Raw genomic sequence first — 18,871 nt, 5'->3', positions numbered from 1 at the left:
CGGCGGCTCCTTTCGAGCAGGTGGAACCGAGAAGCTATGAACCGCGTGTTGCGTGCCGGACGCGCGAGGTTACGTTCGTGTGGCCAGATGCTCACGGTATGCACTTGTGACCTTCCCAGCTCACGATCCGCTGTCGCCGCGTCATCCGTTCGGCCGCTGCCATCGTCCGAAGGTGCGACACGGCCGGCCACCTTCGGCCGACGATCGCGCACCACCGCTCGTCCTACGTTCGGTGGCGAACCAGATCGGGGGGCGGGCATGGGTGGACGAATCGTGGCGCTCGACGTGCTGCGCGGGGTGGCGATCCTGGGCACGTTCGGGACCAACGTGTGGGCTTTCACGCACCCGCAGGGTGTGACGGGTTTCCTGACCGGTTTCGGCTCGGGCTCGGGCGACGCCGTGACCGCGCTGCTGCAGATGATCACGAACGGCAAGTTCCTGGGCCTGTTGTCGATCATGTTCGGCATCGGCCTGGCGATCCAGCACCGTTCGGCCGAACGGCGGGGCAGGCGGTGGCCGGGCTGGTACCTGTGGCGCTCGGCGCTGCTGCTGTTCGAGGGCCTGCTGCACTACGTGCTGGTGTTCGAGTTCGACGTGCTGATGTTCTACGCGGTGGTGTCCGTGCTGGTCGCCTACCTGGTGGGGCGGAGCGGACGGGTCCAGGTCGGCTGGATGGTCGCGATGGGCGCGGTGAACCTGGCGGTCGTCGGCCTGATCACCGTGGCGCTGCTGACCGGCAGCACGACCACCGGGGATCCGGGGTTCGTGCTGACCACGGACAGCTGGTGGGGCGGCGTCCAGGCGCGGGTCGAGCACTTCGCGGTGTTCCGCGCGGAAGGCTTCCTGGTGCTGCCGCTGAGCGGGCTGCTGTTCCTGGCGGGCGCGCGACTGTTCAAGGCGGGCGCGTTGGAGAACTCGGCGCGCGGCGCCCGGATCCAACGGCGGCTGGCGGTGTGGGGCCTCGGGGTGGGCGTGCCGCTGAACGTCGCCACCACGCTCGCCGGGGCGAGCTGGTTCGCCGTCGACCGGTACGTGTGCGCGCCGCTGGTCGCGTTCGGGCTGCTCGGCGGGATCACCCTGCTGGTCAACCGGCTGCGGGCCGAGGCGGGGCCGGTGAGGCGGGGCGTCACGGCGGTCGGCCGGTCGGCGCTGAGCTGCTACGTCGGGCAGAACGTGATCGCGTCCGCGCTCTGCTACCAGTGGGGCCTCGGCCTGGCCCAGCGGTGGGGCCACCTGGGCGCGTGGTTCACCGGTGCCGTGTGGCTGGCGGTCGCCGTGCTGCTCATGGTGGGCGCGTCGTGGTGGATGCGGCGGTTCGAGCGCGGACCCGTGGAAGCGGTGTGGGACTGGGCCTACCGCGCGCCGCAACGACGTTCGGTCGCGGTGTAGGCGATCGTGGACCGGGTCAGGCCGACCAGACCCGGTCCACGACCCACCAAGCGAGAGCGGCCAACACCCCTCCGGCGCCAACGGCCGGAATCACGCCCAACTCGCGGCTCGCGAAGACGCTTGCTGCCACGACGGCACCACCGCTCACCGCACCGATCCGTCCCACTCGCCTCCGGTCCTCGTTCTTCGAGGAAACGGACGGCGTGGGCGGCACGCGCTTGGAGCGCAACCCGTCAGCATCCGAGCGGTCGCGCGCCCAGACCCATACCTCGTTGTCCTTCCGGTGCGAGCCGTACGGCGATATCCCGGCAAGGAACCGCCCGTTCCCGCTCAGCACGGGTGACCACAGATCGGTAGAGATCGTTCGGCTGATCTTCCCATCAGCGACGCCGCGGAGTTCGACCCCTTGCCGGCCGCGACAGATCAGCACGTCGAGCTCCGGTCCGAAAGCAACCGGGCCGTAGAGGCTCGACTCGAGCTGCGCGGAGTTGACCACCTCCCAGGTGTCGGTGCGCCACACCACGACGGTCTCCCTCGACGCGGCGGCCAGGAGCGACCCGAACCGAAGCGCCGTGACCTGTACGCCGACGAGGTTCGTGGAGCCGATCCGCGTCCAGGTAGCCGTGTCCCACAGCTCGACGCGCCCGTCGTCCGTCGCGACCACCAGGCGCGGGGTGTCGGGGCAGAACCGGGCGTCGCGGACCTCGCGGAACACGGGCTGGTCGAGGGACTGCCAGCGGTCACCGACCGCCTGGAAGATCGTCGTGATGCTCCGCGAGGTGACTGCCAGCAGCGTGCCGTCGTGGTTGAAGCCGACCTCGTCGATGGATCCGGAGATGCGAAGGGAGGCCACCTGCTCCCAGTTCGCCGTCCGGAGCACGACGAGCTCGCTGTGGTTGAAGGCCACGAACCAAGCGGTCGTCGGGGCTGAACGCGCGGAACTCCGAGTAACGGGGTAACTCGAAGCCCGTGGCCCACAACGCCCTGGGCGCTGAATTCCGGCACCGACCGCCGAAGGATCGTCCGGATCGCCTGACCGGTCTCGTCCTCGATCGTCGTTCCGGAGTTCGGGTGCGGGGCTGCCGGTGGGTCGGGTCTCGGGGTCGTCCTCGGCGTCAGGGCTTCTTGTGCGGAGGCGGAGAGCAGCTGGTCCGCGCTTCCCCGGAGCGCGTGCAGCACCGCGAGCGAGACCTGGTCGCCCGAGTGGGCTCGCTCGTGCAGGATGCGCAACCCTGCCCGGCGGAAACCGTCCTCCGGGCTGCGCAGGAGTCGGCGCAGCTCGTCGGGCAGCCCAGGGGGCAGCGGCGTGCCCGCGTAGGCGATCCGCAGGTCGCCGGACAGGGTGCCGCTGCTCGTCGGCGTCTGGTCGGGGTTCGTGCGGCGCACGCGGTCGTGGACGTAGCCGTAGAGGTCGCGGGCGCTGATCTCGCCGTCGTGGTCGAGGTCGGCGTCGCCGGTCCGCAGGCCGTCGATGATCGCCTTGGTGAAGACGGACGGCTCGGCGCGGTCGTCGACGTGGTCGCCTACCGGCTCGTAGGCGTACTGGATGTGCGTGGACGCGGTCATGACCGCGCAGCCGCGGCCTTCCGCCAGCTGCTGGACGACGTCGACGTCCTCGGTCGCGCGGGGCAGCATCCCGCTGGGGAAGGCGCCGCCGTAGCAGCAGTCGAGCCACACCACGACCTGTCCGGCCAGGCTGTCGTCGATCTGCCTGCGGACGAACGCCGCGTCGAGCGAGGTGGTCGCGAGCACGGTGTGCCGGGTGTCGGTGGTGACGAAGTGCAGGTCGCCGAGCCGCGCCTTGACGCCGTGGCCGGAGAGGTAGAGCAGGACCAGGTCGTCGTGACCGGCTTCGCCGAGCACGGTCTCGATGCGCTCGCGCAGGTGCTGGACGGGCTCGTTGACCAGCACCTCGGTCGTGAAGTCGCCGATGGCCGGGTCGCTCAGGACGGCGTCCAGCTCGGCGGCGTCGAGGCGCGGCGCGCGCAGTGCCCCGAACGTCGGATCGCGGTAGGTGTCGGTGGCGATCAGCAACGCTCGGCGCATGGGACGAGATTAGGGAAGCGTGGCGCACCGGTCGTCGCGGATCGCACCGTGATCACCGGAACGGCCCCCGCCACGGGGGCGTCGCCGGGCAAATACGCTGCCCGCATGAGTCCTCTCGACGTGGACACCAGGGTGCTGCGGTACTTCGTGGCCGTGGCCGAACGGTTGAGCTTCACCGGGGCGGCGCGTGACCTGTACGTCTCGCAACCCGCGTTGAGCAGGCAGATCAGGCAGTTGGAGGCGGACCTCGGCGTCGAGCTGTTCGTGCGGACCGGTCGGGAGGTGCGGCTGACCGCGGCGGGCGTCGAGTTGCTGCCGTCGGCGCGGAAGGCGTTGGACGACTGGCGGGACGCGGTGCGGTCGGCGCGGTCCGCGGCGGCGGCCGAGGCGAACGTGCTGCGGGTCGGGTTCGTCGCGTCGGGCGGTGGCAACGTGGCGCGCCGGGCCAGGGCGGCGTTCGCCGAGCAGCGGCCCGACGTGACGATCGAGCCGAAGCGGTGCGACTGGGGCGGCGAGCCGGACGCCCTGCGGCAGGGCCTGGTCGACGTGGCGTTCGTCTGGCTGCCCAACGACACCGACGGCCTGCGCACCCGCGTGGTGGCGACCGAGGCGCGGTACGTCGCCCTCGCCCGCGACCACCCGTTGGCCGCACGGGAGTCGGTGGACATCGCGGACCTGCGTGACGAGCCGTTGATGTGGACGCGCAAGGCGCCGAAGGAGTGGGTCGACTGGTGGGCCGTCAACCCGCGCCCGGACGGCGGGGAACCCGTGTGGGGACCGGAGAACGACAACGCGGACGAGATGTTGGAGCACGTCGCGGCCGGTGCGGCGGTGTGCTTCGGCCCGGAGTCGATGGCGGAGTACTACGCGCACCCCGACCTGGCGTGGCGGCCGGTGACCGACATCGAGCCGCTCCGGATCGCCATCGGGTGGGCGCCGCAGACCGCCCGGCCGGTGGTGCGCGCGTTCGTGGAGGCCACCGTGCGGCTGGCCGTTCGGTAGCCGGCGGGACGGAAACGCTGTTATCGTCCGTCCGAGGGACTGGGGGTGCCGTGGAATCCGAGCAGTGGCCAGTGGTGCGGGACGTGCTGTCCGACGTGACGGGGCGGTTCGCGGACCTCGTCGCCGGGTCGGACCCGAACGCGCTCGCCACCCCCGACTGGACGGTGGCCGACACTGCAGCGCACGTCGTCGCCATCGCCTCGATCTACACCACGCTGCTGGCGCCCGACGGCGCCGAGGTGGCCGACCCGGCGCTCGCCGAGCGCATCCCCACCGTCACCGTGGACACCGTCGCCGACCTGAACGACCTGGCGCTGCGGCAGTTCACCGAGCGCGACCCCGCCACGTTGGCCGCCATGCTGCGGTCGATGGTGGCCTCGATCCTCGACATGACCGCGGCGACCGATCCCGAGCGGGCGGTGCCGTGGCTGGGCTCGTCCCGGGTGCCGATCGCCGGCGTGCTGGCCCACCTCGTGAACGAACTGCTCATCCACGGCTGGGACATCGCCCGCGGCGTTGGCACGCCGTGGTCGATCCCGCCGCGCGAGGCCGCGCTGTTCTTCGAGCTGTTCATCGTCGGCATGATGCGCAACGACGTCGGCGGCGTCCTCGACGGGGAACCGCCGAGCGACCGCCGCGTCGCCGTGGCCTTCCGCTCCCGCCACACCACCCCGGTGACGATCGTCCTGCACCGGGGCCGGGTCTCCGTCGGCGAACCGGGCGCGCCGGTCGACGTGCGCCTGACCTTCGACCCGGCCGTGCTGAACCTGGTGCTGTTCGGCCGCGTCAGCCACGCCCGCGCCGCGCTGACCGGCAAGCTGCGCGTCTCCGGCCGCCGTCCGTGGCTGCTGCCGGCGTTCCTGCGCACCGTGCGCCTGCCGACGAACTCCGTGCCGCTGTCGAGCAACCGAACCGACGACGTCGCGGGCTGACCCCGCCGACGTGGCCGAAGGCGATCACCACGTCCTGATGGGTGACCGGAGAATGCCTCGGGCAAGTGGGCGCTTCCTCGACCTGTGCCTCCGTCAGCCGGCGAGCAGGCGGCGCAGTGCGGCCGGGGTGTGGCCCAGGTGTTCGCGGACCGTGCGGGTCAGGTGGGCTTGGTCGGCGAAGCCCAGGTCCGCGGCCAGGCCGGCCAGGTCGTGCTCGCCGGCCTCCAGCCGTTCCACCGCCCGCCCCACCCGCACGCGGTTGCGGAATCTGGTCAGGGAGACGCCGACCTCACGGCTGAACGCGCGGCTCAGGCGGTAGGGCGACACGCCGAGGGACTCGGCCAGGGGCACCAGGCCGGCCGACTCGGGGGCGTCCGCCAGCACCGCCTCCCGGGCCGCGGCCACCGCCGCACGGTCCTCCGCACCCGGCAGCGGGCGGGGCGACAGGCGGCCCACGGCGGCGCCGAGCAAGCCGACCAGGCCTTCCGCCACGCCGAACTCGACGTCACGGCGGCCGACCAGCCTGCGGTGCGCCAGGTCCACCGCCGCGTCCACGTAGAACGACGTCCGCGCCGGCCGGTCCTCGCCCACCACCGACCGCCACAACCCCGGCCGCACCCACACCGCCGTGCACACGTCACCGCCGGCCGGGTGCGCGAACTCCACCGGCTCACCCGGCTCCTGCACGTACGCCGTCCCCGGCTCCGCCTCGAACACCCCGTCCCGCGCCCGCCGCCGGAACCGGCCCCGTCGCACGAGGACGATCAGGTGCCCGGGCGCCGCCTCGGCCTCCGACCACCGGGGGTGCGAATCCGTGCAGGTCACCGCGTCGACGGTGAAATCAGCCGACGCGGCGAGGGACATCGGGGTGAGCACGCTCGGCAAGGTACGCCGGTGGTCCGACAAAATAGTTCAATACCGGCCCCGCCCCGATCGGAGAAGCTGCACGCACACCACCCGGAAAGGACCTGCCATGCGCCTCGCCACGATCATCCTCGACAGCGCCGACCCGGCCAGGCTCGCCGAGTTCTACACCGCCGCCACCGGCTGGCAGCCGACCTACACCGACGACCAGTACGTCTTCATCGGCGACGGCGGCCCGGTGCAGCTCGGCTTCCAGCGCGTCGCCGACTACCAGGGCCCGAACTGGCCGGACGACCGCACGCACGCCCACCTCGACTTCGCCGTGCCCGACGTCGCCGCGACCGTCGCCACCCTGCTCGACCTGGGCGCGCGCAAGCCCGACTTCCAGCCCGGCGAGGAGAAGTGGACCGTCCTCATCGACCCGGAGGGCCACCCGCTCTGCCTGAGCGCCGAATAACCCTCGGCGCAGGGAACCGCCCCGCCGAGGAGAACCATCGGCGGGGCGGTTCGGCTCACGGCGTCACGGGTAGTTGACGACGTAACGCTGCTGCGTGGCCATGTTCGCGGCGCCGCCGATGCCGTTCACCACGTTGTCGATCGTGCCGACACCGCCGAGCGACACCGTGACCAGGTCGTGCAGCCGCACGCCCGACCGGTTGGGCACCTCGAAGCCGTTCGCCGTCCGCACGCTCGGGTCGGCCTGGTTGAAGGCGTACACGCCCATGCCCCAGCCCTCGTGCGTGGTGACGTGGTCGGCCACCTTGTACCCGGCCCAGCCCAGCTGCGCGCCGTTCATCCACGACGCCTGGTTCGGCGGGTCGTACGGCAGCTCGTTCTGGAAGAAGTACGTGCGACCGCCGTTGCCGTTCCACACCACGTTGTGCTGCTGGTAGTGCTCGACGAACAACCCGTACGCGGTCACGTTGTCGCCGTTGACGACGACGCCGTTGCGGCCGGTGTTGACGTTCCAGCCGACGCCCGCGCCGTGGTCGGCCCGCCACACCCACGTGTGGTCGATGATCACGTCATCGCTGTTGACCTCCAACGACACCGTGGCCTTGCCCGCCTGTGAACCGCCGACGCGCAGGTACACGTCGTGCAGCGAGGTCGGGTTCGCCGCGTGCGACGCCGCCGAGCCGGCCTGGCCGACCTGCAGCAGCACGGGGGAGTTCTGCACGCCGGCGTCCACCAGGAAACCGGCCAGCTTCACGCCGTCCACATCGGACACCGCCATCGCCGCCCTGCCGGTGTCCGGCGAGAGCGTGGCCAGGCCCAGGCCGAGCACCACGGTGTTCGGCCGGGTCACGTTGATCGTGTCGTTGAGGCGGTGCACACCCGGCGTCAGCAGCAGGTGCTTGCCCTGCGCCAGCGCCGCGTTGGTCGTCGCCACCGGGGTGCCGGGCTTGACGATGAAGAAGTCCGCCAGCGAGATCGACTGGCCGGCGGGCGCGCCCGACTCCCAGCTCGTGCCGCGCGAGTTGTGCCGCAGCGCCGGGACGAACACCTTGTACTCGCCGTTCTCGAAGTACAGGAACGGCTTCTCGCGCACGACCGGCGTGGTGTCGACGGTGGTGTGCGACGGGTTCGGGAAGTGCTGCGCGGGCGAGCCGGGCGAGCCGACGAACACCATGTTCCACACCGAGCCGTTCCAGCCGCCCGCGAGGTTGCTGTTGCGGGTCAGGAACTGCTGCTGCGAGCCGGACACCGCGACGCCGTCGATCTTGCTGTCCACGATCAGGCCGCCGGACGCCCAGCCGTCGCCGCCGTTCCACAGCTGGACCTGGCCGCTGAGGTGCATGCGCCGGTACGACGCGGCCTGCGACACGGCCCACCGCTCGATCTGGCCGGCGGGCAGGTTGACGTGCATGTTCTCGGCCTGGCGCCAGAAGTTCTGCGTCGCGTTGCCGAGGTTGTTCGGGTTGTCGCCCTGCTGCAACCAGTCCGCCTCGACGCGCACGTGGCCGTTGAGCCGCACGTCGTCCGGGTGCAGGCCGAGGCCCGCGACCTGGGTGTAGAAGCGGAGGTTGACGTCCGCGTCGTACACGCCCGGCTTGTACAGCACCGCGTACCGCTCGGGGCCGAACTGGTTGGTCTTCATCTGGGTGGCGATCTGGTCCAGCCGCGACTGCATCGCGACCCGGTCGTAGCCGGGGCCGTAGACGAGCACGTTGGGGCCGAAGTCGGGGTTGCGCGGGTCGGTCGGCGGGATCACGACGCCGCCCGTGGTCTCGGTGTTGACTGCCAGCTCCCACAGTGAGTAGCCGTAGCCGGTGGCGCGCGCGGTGCCGTGGACCCGCAGGTAGCGGCCGCTGCCCGTGACGGTCACGGCCTGCACGCCACCGGTGCCGGTGGTGGTGGAGTAGACGGTGTTCCAAGTGGACGCGTTGTCCGACAACTGCACCTGGAACGCCCGACCGTACGCGGCCTCCCAGGTCAGCGTCACCCGGCACACCTGCTGGGTGGAGCCGAGGTCGACCTGGAGCCACTGCGGGTCGGCGAACGCGCTGGACCAGCGGGTGCCGGTGTTGCCGTCGACAGCGGCGGCGGCAGGGGTGCCGCCGTTCTCGACGGACGACGCGGTGGCCGGGCGGTTGAGCGCGGCGTTGGTCGTGCCGCACTCGGCGGCCTGCGCGGACTGGGTGATCACGGGGCTGAGCACCGCGGCGAGGCCGAGTGCCAGCGCGGCGGTCAGGACCCGTGACAGGGAACGGGGAGAGCTCATGGTCCTACCTGACGAGGTAAGGGGCGCGAGAAGGCCCGGAGCCGTGCCTCCGTGGCACCGGAGGCGCTGAGAGAGCGCTCTCTCGGAGCGTAACGCCGATGTCACGAGGACGTCAACGACGGTGCGGACCGATCTTCAGGCGGAGTCCCGCACCACGAGCGAGGGCTCGAAGACGACGGATTCCGGGCGCAGTCCCGGTTCTTCGACGTGGTCCAACAACAACCGGGACATCCCGGCCGCCATGTCCTCCACCGGCTGCCGGACGGTGGTCAACCGCGGTCGGCAGGACAGCGCGGGGCTGCTGTCGTCGAAACCCACCAGCGCCACCTGCCCGGGCACGCGCCTGCGGTGCTTGTGCAGCACCAGCAACGCGCCCTGCGCCATCAGGTCGTTGGCCGCGAACACGCCGTCGATGCCGGGGTGCTCGGCCAGCAGCCGTTCCATCGCCCCCTCGCCGCTGGCCGACGTGAACCGGCCCTCGGCGATCGGGACGTGCGGGAAACCGTGCCGCGCCATGGCATCGCGGAACCCGGTGAGCCGCTCCTGGGCCGCGGGCACGTCCAGCGGGCCGGTGATCGTCGCGACCCGCGTGCAGCCGCGGCGCACCAGGTGGTCGGCCGCGAGCCGGGCGCCGGCCCGGTGGTCGAGGTCGACGTAGCTGATCGGCACGGGCCGGGCCGGGCGCGCGAACAGCACGGCGGGCAGCTCCGCCGCCACCAGCCGGGCCGGCAGCGGGTCCTCGGCGTGCGTGGAGACGAGGAGCGCGCCGTCCGCGCTGCCCTGGCGGAGGAACGACAGCACGTCCTCGCGGGCCGGTTCGGTGTCGGCGACCATCAGCACCGGGTGCACGCCGCGCGTGCGCAGGAAACCCAGCACACCGCCGGCCACCCGGCCGAAGAACGGGTCGGCGAACACCCGTGCGGCGAACGCGTCCTCGTCGCCCGGGTCGCCCGCGCCCGAGACGACGAGCGCGATCGTCCCGGCCCTCTTGGTGACCAGGGAGCGGGCCGCGCGGTTGGGCGCGTAGCCGGTCTGGTCGACGGCGGCGCGCACGACCTCCTGGATCTTCCGGTCGACGTTGCGGGTGCCGTTGACGACGCGGGAGACCGTCGCCCGGGACACACCGGCGACCCGCGCCACGTCCTCCAACGTCGGCGGCCTGCTCATACCCGCATTCTGCCTGCACCCGCGCGTGTCCTACGTTCAGAACACGCGTGTCGAACGCTCAGAACACGCGTGTCCTACGCTCAGAACACGCGTGTCGAACGCTCAGGTACCCCGAGTTCAACGCTCAGGTCGGGCGACGTCGGCTTCCGCGGGTCGGCCGCACGGTCCAGCAGCGCGGCGACGGGCAGGGTGGCGGCGCCCACGGCCACGGCGTCCGGCCCCAACCGGCCCAGCTGGATCGAGATCTGCTCGTACGGGTGCCGCAACGCGTGCGCACGGGTCGCGGCGACGATGCGGTCCAACTGGTGCGCGCCGAGGGCCAGCCCGGCCCACCCGCCCAGCACGATCCGCTCGGGGTTGAACAGGTTCACCAGGTTCGCGATGCCCGCGCCCAGGTAACCGGCGGTCTCCTCCAGCACGCGGGCGGCGGTCTTGGAGCGGGCGGCGGCCTCGATCAACGCGGCCACGCTCGACTGCTCGTCACCTTCGGGCAGTTCACGCCCACGCGCCTTGCGGTACCGGTCGAGGATGCCCTCGGCGCCCACGTACGCCTCCAAGCAGCCCAACGCACCGCACCGGCACGGTCGCCCGCCGTACATGATGGTCGTGTGCCCCCACTCGCCCGCCGAACTGGTCGCACCCCGGTACACGCCGCCATCGGTCACGACCGCCGCACCGACGCCGGACCCGATGAGGGCTATGACCACGTGCCGGGCCCCGCGACCGGCGCCGAACCACATCTCGGCCTGGCCCTGGGTCTTCGCCCCGTTCTCCACGTACAACGGCCAGGCGGACTCGGAGGCGTCCGCCACCAGCTCCTCCAGCCGCACGCCGTCCCACCCGATGGTCGGCGCGTGCACCACCGCGGTGGCCCCTTGTTCGACCGTCCCCGGAACCCCGATCCCCACCCCGAGCACGGTCGACGCGTCGACACCCGCCGACGTGACCACATCCCGGACCGCCGACGCGATCAACGACGCCACCGCGGCGGGGGACGAGGGGGAGAGCGCGTGGTCGAAGGCGGCGAGCTGGGTCAGCGACAGGTCGAACAGCTCGACCTTGATCCCGGTCTCGCCGACGTCCACGCCGACCACGTGCCCGAACGCGGGGTTGACCCGCAGCAGCACGCGCGGCCGGCCGCCGTCGGAGTCGACCGAACCCGCTTCCACCACGAGCCCGTCGTCGACGAGCTCACCGGTCACGTTCGACACCGTGGCCGCCGACAGCCCGGACCGCCGGGACAGCTCGTACCTGCTCAACGGCCCGTCGAAGAACAGCGTCGACAGCAACGTCGAACGGTTCTGCCGACGCAGGTCGCGGACGGTGGTGCGCTTCGGTGCCACGCCACGGACCTTAGTTTGCGACTTAAAATTAGTCTAAGTTTGTAACCTGTTCGTGATTGACGTGACTTGGCTCACCGGGGTTGAGTCTGCAACGACACGAGGACGCGTCCAGCGTCCCAGCCGCGATGGCACACGCGGCCCGCACTCACGAGCGCTCGCCCTTCCCCCGCCCGACAAGGAGAACCCATGCGACTCAGGCGAACGTCCGCTCTCGCCGTCGCGGCAGCACTGCTGTTCTCGGCAGCCTGTTCGACCTCGAACCCCGGTGCGAACAAGACGAACGAAGGCGTGCTGAACGTGGGCATGCCGAACGGTCCGCAGACCGAGAACAACAACCCGTTCCTCAACACGTCCGCGGCCAGCTCGCTCGGCTACCGCCGGCTCCTCTTCGAGCCGCTGGCGATGGTCAACGAGACCAACCCCACGGAGAAGCCCAAGCCGTGGCTGGCCACCGAGTGGACGTGGTCGGACAACTTCAGCAAGCTGAGCCTGACCATCCGCGACGGCGCGACGTGGTCCGACGGCAAGCCGCTGACCGCCGAGGACGTGGCGTTCACCTTCGAGCTGCTGCAGAAGAACCCCGGCCTGAACGTCGACTCCGTCCCCTACGAGAGGGTCTCCTCGTCGGGCAACAAGGTGGACGTCGGCTTCCCGAGGTCGCAGTTCGTCAACCAGAAGAAGATCCTCGAACAGCTGATCGTGCCCAAGCACATCTGGTCGACGATCGCCAACCCGAGCACGGACGCGGTCAAGACCCCGGTCGGCAGCGGCCCGTACACGCTCAAGTCGTTCACCTCGCAGACCGTCACGCTGACCGTGCGCGACTCGTACTGGCAGGAGCTGCCGAAGGTCAAGGAGGTCCGCTACACCTCCTACAGCGACAACAACGCGCAGACCACCGCCCTGGCGACCGGCGCGGCCGAGTGGAGCTTCGTGTTCATCCCGAACTACGAGGCCGTCTACACCTCCAAGGACCCCGAGCACTACAAGCTCTACTTCCCGCCGGTGCTCGGCATCCACGGCCTGTGGTTCAACACCAAGGTCAAGCCGTGGGACAACCCGGCCCTGCGCCGCGCGGTCAACATGGTGATCAACCGCGACGACATCTTCACCCAGGGCGAGGCGGGGTACTTCTACCCGAAGGTCGACAACATCACCGGCATCCCGACGCCCGCCGGCGACTCGTACCTCGCGCCGGAGTTCAAGAGCAAGGTCGTCAACGTCGACGTCGACGGCGCCAAGAAGGAGCTGACCGCCGCCGGCTTCACCTTCGACGGCGACAAGCTCAAGGACCCGTCGGGCCAGCCCGTCACGCTGAAGATGACCGTGCCGTCCGGCTGGTCGGACTACGTGACGAACCTGGAGATCATCAAGGACAACGTGTCCAAGATCGGCATCGAGGCCACGGTCGACCTGCCGAACGCCGACGCGTGGAGCAAGGCGCTCGACACCGGTGACTTCCAGGCCGCGCTGCACTGGACCAACAACGGTCCGACGCCGTACGACATCTACGAGAACATCATGAACGGCGCGCTGTTCAAGCCGATCGGCGAGGGCGGCATCAACGGCAACTACGGCCGTTACGAGAACCCCGAGGCGACCACGCTGCTCAACGAGTACGCCAACGCCGCCGACGACACCGCCCGCAACGCGGCCCTGCACCAGCTCCAGAAGATCTTCGTGCGGGACATGCCGGTCGCCATCACCTCCGCGGCGAACGCGGGCGGCCAGTACAGCACCAAGAACTGGGTCGGCTGGCCGGACCAGGCCAACCCGTACGCGCCCGCCCAGCCCACGCTGGAGAACGCGCTCGACGTCGTCATGCACCTGAAGCCGGCCGCATGACGACCGGCACCGCACCGTCGGCCTCCGGGACCACTGAGGTGGTCCTGGAGGCCGATGGCCTGACCAAGCACTTCCCGGTCCGCAAACGCGGGCGCGAGCTGCTGTCCCGGACCACGCGCGCGGTGCGTGCGGTCGAGGACGTGACGCTCAGGCTGCACCGCGGCCGGGTCACCGCGCTGGTCGGCGAGTCCGGTTCGGGCAAGTCGACGGTGGCCCGGCTGCTGGCGCAGCTCTACCCCCAGACGTCAGGGCAGATCAGGCTGCGCGGCGAGCCGGTCGACGCCAAGGGCGGCAGGCGCTTCCGGGCGTACAGCAAGCGGGTCCAGATGATCTTCCAGGACCCGTTCGCCTCGCTGAACCCCGTGCACACCGTGCGCTACCACCTGACCCGGGCGTTGAAGATCCACGGCAACGCGGGCAAGACGTCCCAGGAGCTGGAGGAGGCGCTGGCCGACCTCCTCACCCGCGTGCAGCTCACCCCGCCCGAGCGGTACGTGGACAAGTTCCCGCACGAGCTGTCCGGCGGCCAGCGCCAGCGCGTGGCCATCGCCCGCGCCCTCGGCGCCGACCCCGAGGTGCTGCTGGCGGACGAGCCGGTGTCCATGTTGGACGTCTCCATCCGGCTCGGCGTGCTGAACCTGCTGCGGGACCTCAAGGAACGCCTGCACCTCGCGATCCTCTACATCACCCACGACATCGCCTCGGCGCGCTACTTCGCCGACGAGACGTACGTGATGTACGCGGGTCGCGTGGTCGAGGGCGGCGAGAGCGAGACCGTCACCCAACGGCCCGCGCACCCCTACACGCAGCTGCTGATCGACTCCGCGCCGGACCCCGACCGGCCCGCCGCGCAGGAGAAGGACGGCGGCACGGGCGAGCCGCCGTCGCTGATCGACCCGCCTGCCGGCTGCCGGTTCAACCCCCGCTGCCCGCACGCGATGAAGGTCTGCGCCGAGAAGGTGCCGCCGCGGTTCGCGATCGGCGACGGGGACGGGCACTTCGCCGCGTGCTGGCTCTACGGCGACGACCTGTCCGGGGCCGACAAGGTCAAGCTGCGCGAGGAGGTGTCGTGAGCTACCTCCTCAAGCGGATCGCGTTCTACCTGTTCACCGCGTGGGCCGCGATCACCATCAACTTCTTCATCCCGCGCGTCATCCCCGGCGACCCGGTGCAGGCGCTGATCACCCGGTCGCGCGGCCAGATGACCAGCGAGGCCGTGCAGTCGCTGTACGTGCTGTTCGGGCTGGACAAGGACGCGAGCCTGGTCGAGCAGTACGTCGACTACCTCGGGCAGCTGCTCCGCGGCGACCTCGGCCTGTCGTTCGCCCACTTCCCGTCACCGGTGACGCAGGTGCTCGGCGACGGCCTGCCGTGGACGCTGGGCCTGGTCGGCATCACCACCGTGCTCGGCTTCCTGATCGGCACCGCGCTGGGCACGGGCATCGGCTGGCGACGCGGCTCGTGGGCCGACGCGCTCATCCCGGTGACCACGTTCGTGTCGTCCATCCCGTACTTCTGGCTCGGCCTGATCGCGATCGCGCTGCTCACCGGCCCGGACAGCTTCTTCCCGGCGTCGGGCGCCTACGACAACGGCCTGGTGCCCAACCCGGACCTGGAGTTCATCGGCAGCGTGGTGCGGCACGGCATCCTGCCCGCGTTCACCATCCTGATCTCGTCCATGGCGGGCTGGATCCTGTCCATGCGCAACATGATGGTCACGGTCGCCTCCGAGGACTACGTCACCGTCGCGCACGCCAAGGGCCTGTCCGACCGGCGCGTGATGGTGTCGTACGCGGCGCGCAACGCGCTGCTGCCCAACGTCTCCGGGTTCGCGCTGTCGCTCGGCTTCATCGTCGGCGGCACGCTGCTGGTGGAGATCGTGTTCTCCTACCCCGGTCTCGGCCTGCAGCTCTACCAGGCCGTCGGCGCCAAGGACTACCCGCTCATGCAGGGCATCTTCCTGATCATCACGCTGTCCGTGCTGCTGGCGAACTTCCTCGCCGACGTGGCCTACCTCGCGCTCGACCCGCGCACCCGACGGGAGGGCTGAGCCGTGACCGTGGTTCCCACCACCGGGACGGCCACCCCGGTCGCCGCGCCCGTCAAGCGCCGCAGGCTGCGGTTCGTGGCCAACCCCAAGGCCACCACCGGCCTGGTCATCCTCGGCTTCTTCGCCCTGATCGCGGTCGTCGGCCCGTGGATCGCACCGTACGACCCGTCGGGGCGCAGCAGCGACCTGCTCCAGGGACCGTCGGCCGCGCACTGGTTCGGCACCACCCACCTCGGCCAGGACATCTTCAGCCAGGTCGTGGTCGGCACGCGCAGCGTCATCGTCGTCGGGTTCGTCGCGGGCATCGTGGCCACGATCCTGTCGATCCTGGTCGGCGTCACGTCCGGCTACCTGGCCGGCGCCGGCAGCGAGGTGCTGTCCGCGCTGTCCAACGTGTTCCTGGTGCTCCCGGCGCTGCCGCTGATGATCATCATCACGTCGACGTTGCCGGAGACGGGCACCCTCACCATCGCCCTGGTCATCGGCCTCACGTCGTGGGCCTGGGGCGCACGCGTGCTCCGCGCGCAAACGCTGTCGCTGCGCGGACGTGACTACGTGGAGGCCGCGCGGGCGACCGGCGAGAAGACGTGGCGGATCATCCTGTTCGAGATCCTGCCCAACCTCACCGCGGTCATCGCCTCCGGGTTCGTCGGCACGGTCATCTTCGCGGTGACCCTGGAGATCACGCTGGCGTTCATCGGCATCGGCGCGGGCAGCGACTGGAACTGGGGCACGGTCCTGTACTGGGCGCAGAGCCAGCAGGCGCTCGCGCAGGGCGCGTGGTGGTGGTTCGTGCCCGCGGGCCTGGCCATCGCGCTCCTGGGCACCGCGCTGTCGCTGGTGAACTTCGGCATCGACGAGTTCGTCAGCCCGCGGCTGCGCGGCGGCGGCAAGAGCAACGTCAAGACCGCCGACGGCCACACGGTCCGGATGCGCGTCGGCTTCACGCCGGTGCTCGCGACGAAGACCCGGTCCGAGGGAAGGGAGACGCCGTGACCGACGCGGTGCTGGAGATCCGCGGCCTGAACGTGGACTACGGCCTGGGCGACGACGCCGTGCACGCGATCCGCGACGTCGACCTCACCCTCCACCGGGGCGAGGTCCTCGGCCTCGCGGGGGAGAGCGGCAGCGGCAAGTCCACCCTGGCCTACGGCCTGACCAGGCTCCTGCCGCCGCCGGGCGTGATCACCGGCGGCGAGGTGCTGTACCACCCCGACGGCGGCGACCCGGTGGACGTGCTCCGGATGGACCACGCCACGCTGCGGAAGTTCCGGTGGGCGGAGACCGCGATCGTGTTCCAGGGCGCGATGAACTCGCTCAACCCGGTGCACCGGATCTCCACCCAGCTCACCGACGTGATCAAGGCGCACGACCCGCGCAGCACGAGCGCGTCCCGGCTGGCCCGCGCCCGCGAGCTGCTGCACCTCGTCGGCATCTCGGCCGACCGGCTGGACAGCTACCCGCACCAGCTCTCCGGCGGCATGCGGCAGCGCGTGATGATCGGCATGGCGCTGGCGCTGGAGCCGAAGGTCGTCATCATGGACGAGCCGACCACCGCGCTGGACGTGGTGGTGCAGCGGCAGATCCTGCGCCAGCTCGTCGAGCTGCGCGAACGGCTCGGGTTCTCGGTCGTGTTCATCACCCACGACCTGTCGCTGCTGGTCGAGTTCTCCGACCGGATCGCGATCATGTACGGCGGCCGGATCGTCGAGGAGGCGGCCTCGGCCGACCTCTACCGCGACCCGCTGCACCCGTACAGCCACGGCCTGCTCAACTCGTTCCCCGCGCTGCGCGGACCGAAGCGCGAGCTGACCGGCATCCCCGGCTCACCGCCGGACCTGCGCGCCATGCCCGCGGGCTGCGCGTTCCACCCACGCTGTCCGCACGCGATGGAGCGTTGCGGTGTGGAGGTCCCGGTGCTCGGCGTCCCCGGTGACCGACCAGGGCCCGCCGACCGCACCGTGGCCTGCTGGCTGCACCCCGTTCAGGACAACGGGCTCTGATCCCGTCCACGACGACGGGTTCCGACCTCCAGAGGAGTTTTCCCAAGTGGACAGTTACACCGACACCACGGCGCCGACCGCAGGGCTCGACCCCGCGATCGACACCCTGCCCGCCTCGTTCCGCTGGGGCGTGGCGACGTCCGCGTACCAGATCGAGGGGGCGCACGACGAGGACGGACGCGGGCCGTCCATCTGGGACACGTACTGCCGCACGCCCGGCATGGTGCACAACGGCGACAACGGCGACGTCGCGTGCGACCACTACCACCGCATGCCCGAGGACGTCGCGCTGATCGGCTCGCTCGGCGTGGACACCTACCGGTTCTCCGTCGCCTGGCCGCGCGTGCAGCCGGGCGGCAAGGGGCCGGTCAACGCGGCCGGCATGGCGTTCTACGACCGGCTGGTGGACGAGCTGCTGGCCAAGGGCGTCGACCCGTGGGTCACGCTCTACCACTGGGACCTGCCGCAGGAGCTGGAGGACGCGGGCGGCTGGCCGGTCCGCGACACCGCCTACCGGTTCGCCGACTACTCGATGCTCGTGTTCGACGCGCTGTCCGACCGGGTGCGCCACTGGACCACGCTCAACGAGCCGTGGTGCTCGGCGATGCTCGGCTACTACGAGGGCCGCCAGGCGCCCGGCAGGCAGGACTTCGAGGCGGCCATCCACGCCGTGCACCACCTGCTCCTCGGCCACGGCTTGGCGACGCGGCGGATGCGCGAGGCGGCCACCGTGCCGATGGAGTTCGGCATCACGCTGAACATGAGCCACGCCGCCCCGGCCACCGACAGCGCCGCCGACCACGACGCGGCCCGCCGGGCGGACGGCCTGTCCCGCCGGATCTACCTGGACCCGCTGGTGCGCGGCCACTACCCGGCCGACGTGGTGGACGACCTGGCCGCGCGCGGGGTGAAGATCCCCGAGGAGCCGGGCGACCTGGACGTCATCAAGCAGCCCATCGACGTGCTGGGCGTGAACTACTACTCCAGCTCGAAGTTCTCCGGCGTGGACGAGGCGGGCAACACGGAGGACGCCGACGGCGTGCCGGTGTGCCGGGAAGTCCGCTACGGCCGCCCGGTGACCGCGATGGACTGGGAGATCGTGCCCGAGGGCTTCACGAACCTGCTGGTGCAGATCGGCGCGGAGTACCCGGGCGTGCCGATGGTCATCACGGAGAACGGCGCCGCGTTCGACGACAAGGCCGACGAGGCCGGGTTCGTCCGGGACGACGACCGCACCGCCTACCTGGAGTCGCACATCGCGGCCGTCGCCAAGGCCCGCACGGAGGGCGCGGACGTGCGCGGGTACTTCGCGTGGTCGCTGATGGACAACTTCGAGTGGTCCTACGGCTACGACAAGCGGTTCGGCCTGGTGCACGTGGACTACGACACCCAGGTCCGCACGCTGAAGAGCAGCGCGCTCTGGTACCGCGACACGATCCGCCGCGTCCGCGGCAGCTGACGCAACCGCCGGAGGGCCGGAGGGAGCACATCCCCCGGCCCTCCCGGGC

16 protein-coding genes and 1 pseudogene are annotated in these 18,871 nt (G+C 70.9%); 10 read left to right on the top strand and 7 right to left on the bottom strand.

All coding sequences use genetic code 11. The features are described from left to right. Window positions 1-258 precede the first annotated feature (258 nt). Entirely contained in the window at window positions 259-1,389 is a 1,131-nt protein-coding gene (locus ADK67_RS17625) for a DUF418 domain-containing protein (RefSeq protein ID WP_053717506.1), read from the top strand. A 16-nt stretch (window positions 1,390-1,405) separates the two neighbouring features. Here ADK67_RS17625 and ADK67_RS50985 read toward each other — a convergent pair whose 3' ends face one another. Beyond that, window positions 1,406-1,912 carry a hypothetical protein gene (locus tag ADK67_RS50985; RefSeq protein ID WP_157620513.1) on the bottom strand — a complete coding sequence of 169 codons (507 nt, stop codon included), beginning with the start codon at window positions 1,910-1,912 and terminating at the stop codon, window positions 1,406-1,408. Further along, complete coding sequence (locus ADK67_RS50980) at window positions 1,813-3,435, bottom strand: caspase family protein (RefSeq protein ID WP_157620510.1); 1,623 nt, start codon at window positions 3,433-3,435, stop codon at window positions 1,813-1,815. The genes ADK67_RS50985 and ADK67_RS50980 overlap by 100 nt, the downstream gene beginning before the upstream one ends. A 105-nt stretch (window positions 3,436-3,540) precedes the next feature. Here ADK67_RS50980 and ADK67_RS17615 point away from each other — a divergent pair, with 105 nt between their 5' ends. Together ADK67_RS17615 and ADK67_RS17610 are read left to right on the top strand one after the other, a co-directional pair. Beyond that, window positions 3,541-4,437 (top strand): LysR family transcriptional regulator, encoded by an 897-nt coding sequence (locus ADK67_RS17615; RefSeq protein ID WP_157620507.1) that lies wholly within the window; start codon window positions 3,541-3,543, stop codon window positions 4,435-4,437. A gap of 50 nt (window positions 4,438-4,487) precedes the next feature. Beyond that, window positions 4,488-5,369: a maleylpyruvate isomerase family mycothiol-dependent enzyme gene (locus ADK67_RS17610; RefSeq protein ID WP_053717504.1), complete on the top strand. Its 882-nt coding sequence runs from the start codon at window positions 4,488-4,490 to the stop codon at window positions 5,367-5,369. Window positions 5,370-5,462: 93 nt separating this feature from the next. On the opposite strand, the gene ADK67_RS17605 is transcribed toward ADK67_RS17610, so the two are convergent. Then, a complete protein-coding gene (locus ADK67_RS17605; protein ID WP_231648233.1) occupies window positions 5,463-6,245 on the bottom strand; it encodes a helix-turn-helix domain-containing protein in 783 nt (260 codons plus the stop codon). A gap of 97 nt (window positions 6,246-6,342) precedes the next feature. Between ADK67_RS17605 and ADK67_RS17600 the strand changes: the two genes are divergently transcribed. Next, entirely contained in the window at window positions 6,343-6,690 is a 348-nt protein-coding gene (locus tag ADK67_RS17600; protein WP_053717502.1) for a VOC family protein, read from the top strand. Window positions 6,691-6,753: 63 nt separating this feature from the next. On the opposite strand, the gene ADK67_RS17595 is transcribed toward ADK67_RS17600, so the two are convergent. The 4 genes and pseudogenes from ADK67_RS17595 to ADK67_RS17585 form a co-directional block, all read right to left on the bottom strand. Beyond that, the gene (locus ADK67_RS17595) at window positions 6,754-8,955 is read right to left on the bottom strand and encodes a discoidin domain-containing protein (protein WP_082403544.1); all 2,202 of its coding nucleotides are present in this window, start codon (window positions 8,953-8,955) and stop codon (window positions 6,754-6,756) included. A 135-nt stretch (window positions 8,956-9,090) separates the two neighbouring features. Continuing rightward, window positions 9,091-9,870, bottom strand: a complete 780-nt coding sequence (locus tag ADK67_RS17590; RefSeq protein WP_269436004.1) for a LacI family DNA-binding transcriptional regulator — start codon at window positions 9,868-9,870, stop codon at window positions 9,091-9,093. 111 nt (window positions 9,871-9,981) lie between these two features. After that, window positions 9,982-10,125: pseudogene (locus ADK67_RS54670) on the bottom strand (LacI family DNA-binding transcriptional regulator); the annotation flags it as partial. Window positions 10,126-10,202: 77 nt separating this feature from the next. Continuing rightward, a complete protein-coding gene (locus ADK67_RS17585) occupies window positions 10,203-11,465 on the bottom strand; it encodes an ROK family transcriptional regulator (RefSeq protein ID WP_053717500.1) in 1,263 nt (420 codons plus the stop codon). A 186-nt stretch (window positions 11,466-11,651) separates the two neighbouring features. On the opposite strand from ADK67_RS17585, the gene ADK67_RS17580 reads away from it, so the two are divergent. Genes ADK67_RS17580 through ADK67_RS17555 form a run of 6 tightly spaced genes read left to right on the top strand, consistent with a single transcriptional unit; the run spans window position 11,652 to window position 18,822 of the window. After that, window positions 11,652-13,310 carry an ABC transporter substrate-binding protein gene (locus ADK67_RS17580; protein ID WP_053717499.1) on the top strand — a complete coding sequence of 553 codons (1,659 nt, stop codon included), beginning with the start codon at window positions 11,652-11,654 and terminating at the stop codon, window positions 13,308-13,310. Beyond that, window positions 13,307-14,383, top strand: coding sequence for an ABC transporter ATP-binding protein (locus ADK67_RS55375; RefSeq protein ID WP_053717498.1), 1,077 nt, complete (start codon window positions 13,307-13,309; stop codon window positions 14,381-14,383). Before ADK67_RS17580 ends, ADK67_RS55375 begins: the two co-directional genes overlap by 4 nt. Continuing rightward, a complete protein-coding gene (locus ADK67_RS17570; protein WP_053717497.1) occupies window positions 14,380-15,360 on the top strand; it encodes an ABC transporter permease in 981 nt (326 codons plus the stop codon). The genes ADK67_RS55375 and ADK67_RS17570 overlap by 4 nt, the downstream gene beginning before the upstream one ends. 3 nt (window positions 15,361-15,363) lie before the next feature. Next, complete coding sequence (locus ADK67_RS17565; RefSeq protein ID WP_053717496.1) at window positions 15,364-16,356, top strand: ABC transporter permease; 993 nt, start codon at window positions 15,364-15,366, stop codon at window positions 16,354-16,356. Next, on the top strand, window positions 16,353-17,363 hold the full coding sequence (locus tag ADK67_RS17560) for an ABC transporter ATP-binding protein (protein WP_053717495.1): 1,011 nt from the start codon (window positions 16,353-16,355) through the stop codon (window positions 17,361-17,363). The genes ADK67_RS17565 and ADK67_RS17560 overlap by 4 nt, the downstream gene beginning before the upstream one ends. Window positions 17,364-17,409: 46 nt before the next feature. Then, on the top strand, window positions 17,410-18,822 hold the full coding sequence (locus tag ADK67_RS17555; RefSeq protein WP_053717494.1) for a GH1 family beta-glucosidase: 1,413 nt from the start codon (window positions 17,410-17,412) through the stop codon (window positions 18,820-18,822). Window positions 18,823-18,871: the final 49 nt, after the last annotated feature.

Source organism: Saccharothrix sp. NRRL B-16348 (assembly GCF_001280085.1).
Lineage (GTDB): Bacteria > Actinomycetota > Actinomycetes > Mycobacteriales > Pseudonocardiaceae > Actinosynnema.
This window is presented reverse-complemented; position numbering and strand designations above follow the sequence as displayed.

Coding starts and splice junctions, on each gene's coding strand:
- ADK67_RS17615 (WP_157620507.1), top strand. CDS start 3,541: ATGAGTCCTCTCGACGTGGACACCAGGGTGCTGCGGTACTTCGTGGCC.
- ADK67_RS17625 (WP_053717506.1), top strand. CDS start 259: ATGGGTGGACGAATCGTGGCGCTCGACGTGCTGCGCGGGGTGGCGATC.
- ADK67_RS55375 (WP_053717498.1), top strand. CDS start 13,307: ATGACGACCGGCACCGCACCGTCGGCCTCCGGGACCACTGAGGTGGTC.
- ADK67_RS50980 (WP_157620510.1), bottom strand. CDS start 3,435: ATGCGCCGAGCGTTGCTGATCGCCACCGACACCTACCGCGATCCGACG.
- ADK67_RS17580 (WP_053717499.1), top strand. CDS start 11,652: ATGCGACTCAGGCGAACGTCCGCTCTCGCCGTCGCGGCAGCACTGCTG.
- ADK67_RS17595 (WP_082403544.1), bottom strand. CDS start 8,955: ATGAGCTCTCCCCGTTCCCTGTCACGGGTCCTGACCGCCGCGCTGGCA.
- ADK67_RS17600 (WP_053717502.1), top strand. CDS start 6,343: ATGCGCCTCGCCACGATCATCCTCGACAGCGCCGACCCGGCCAGGCTC.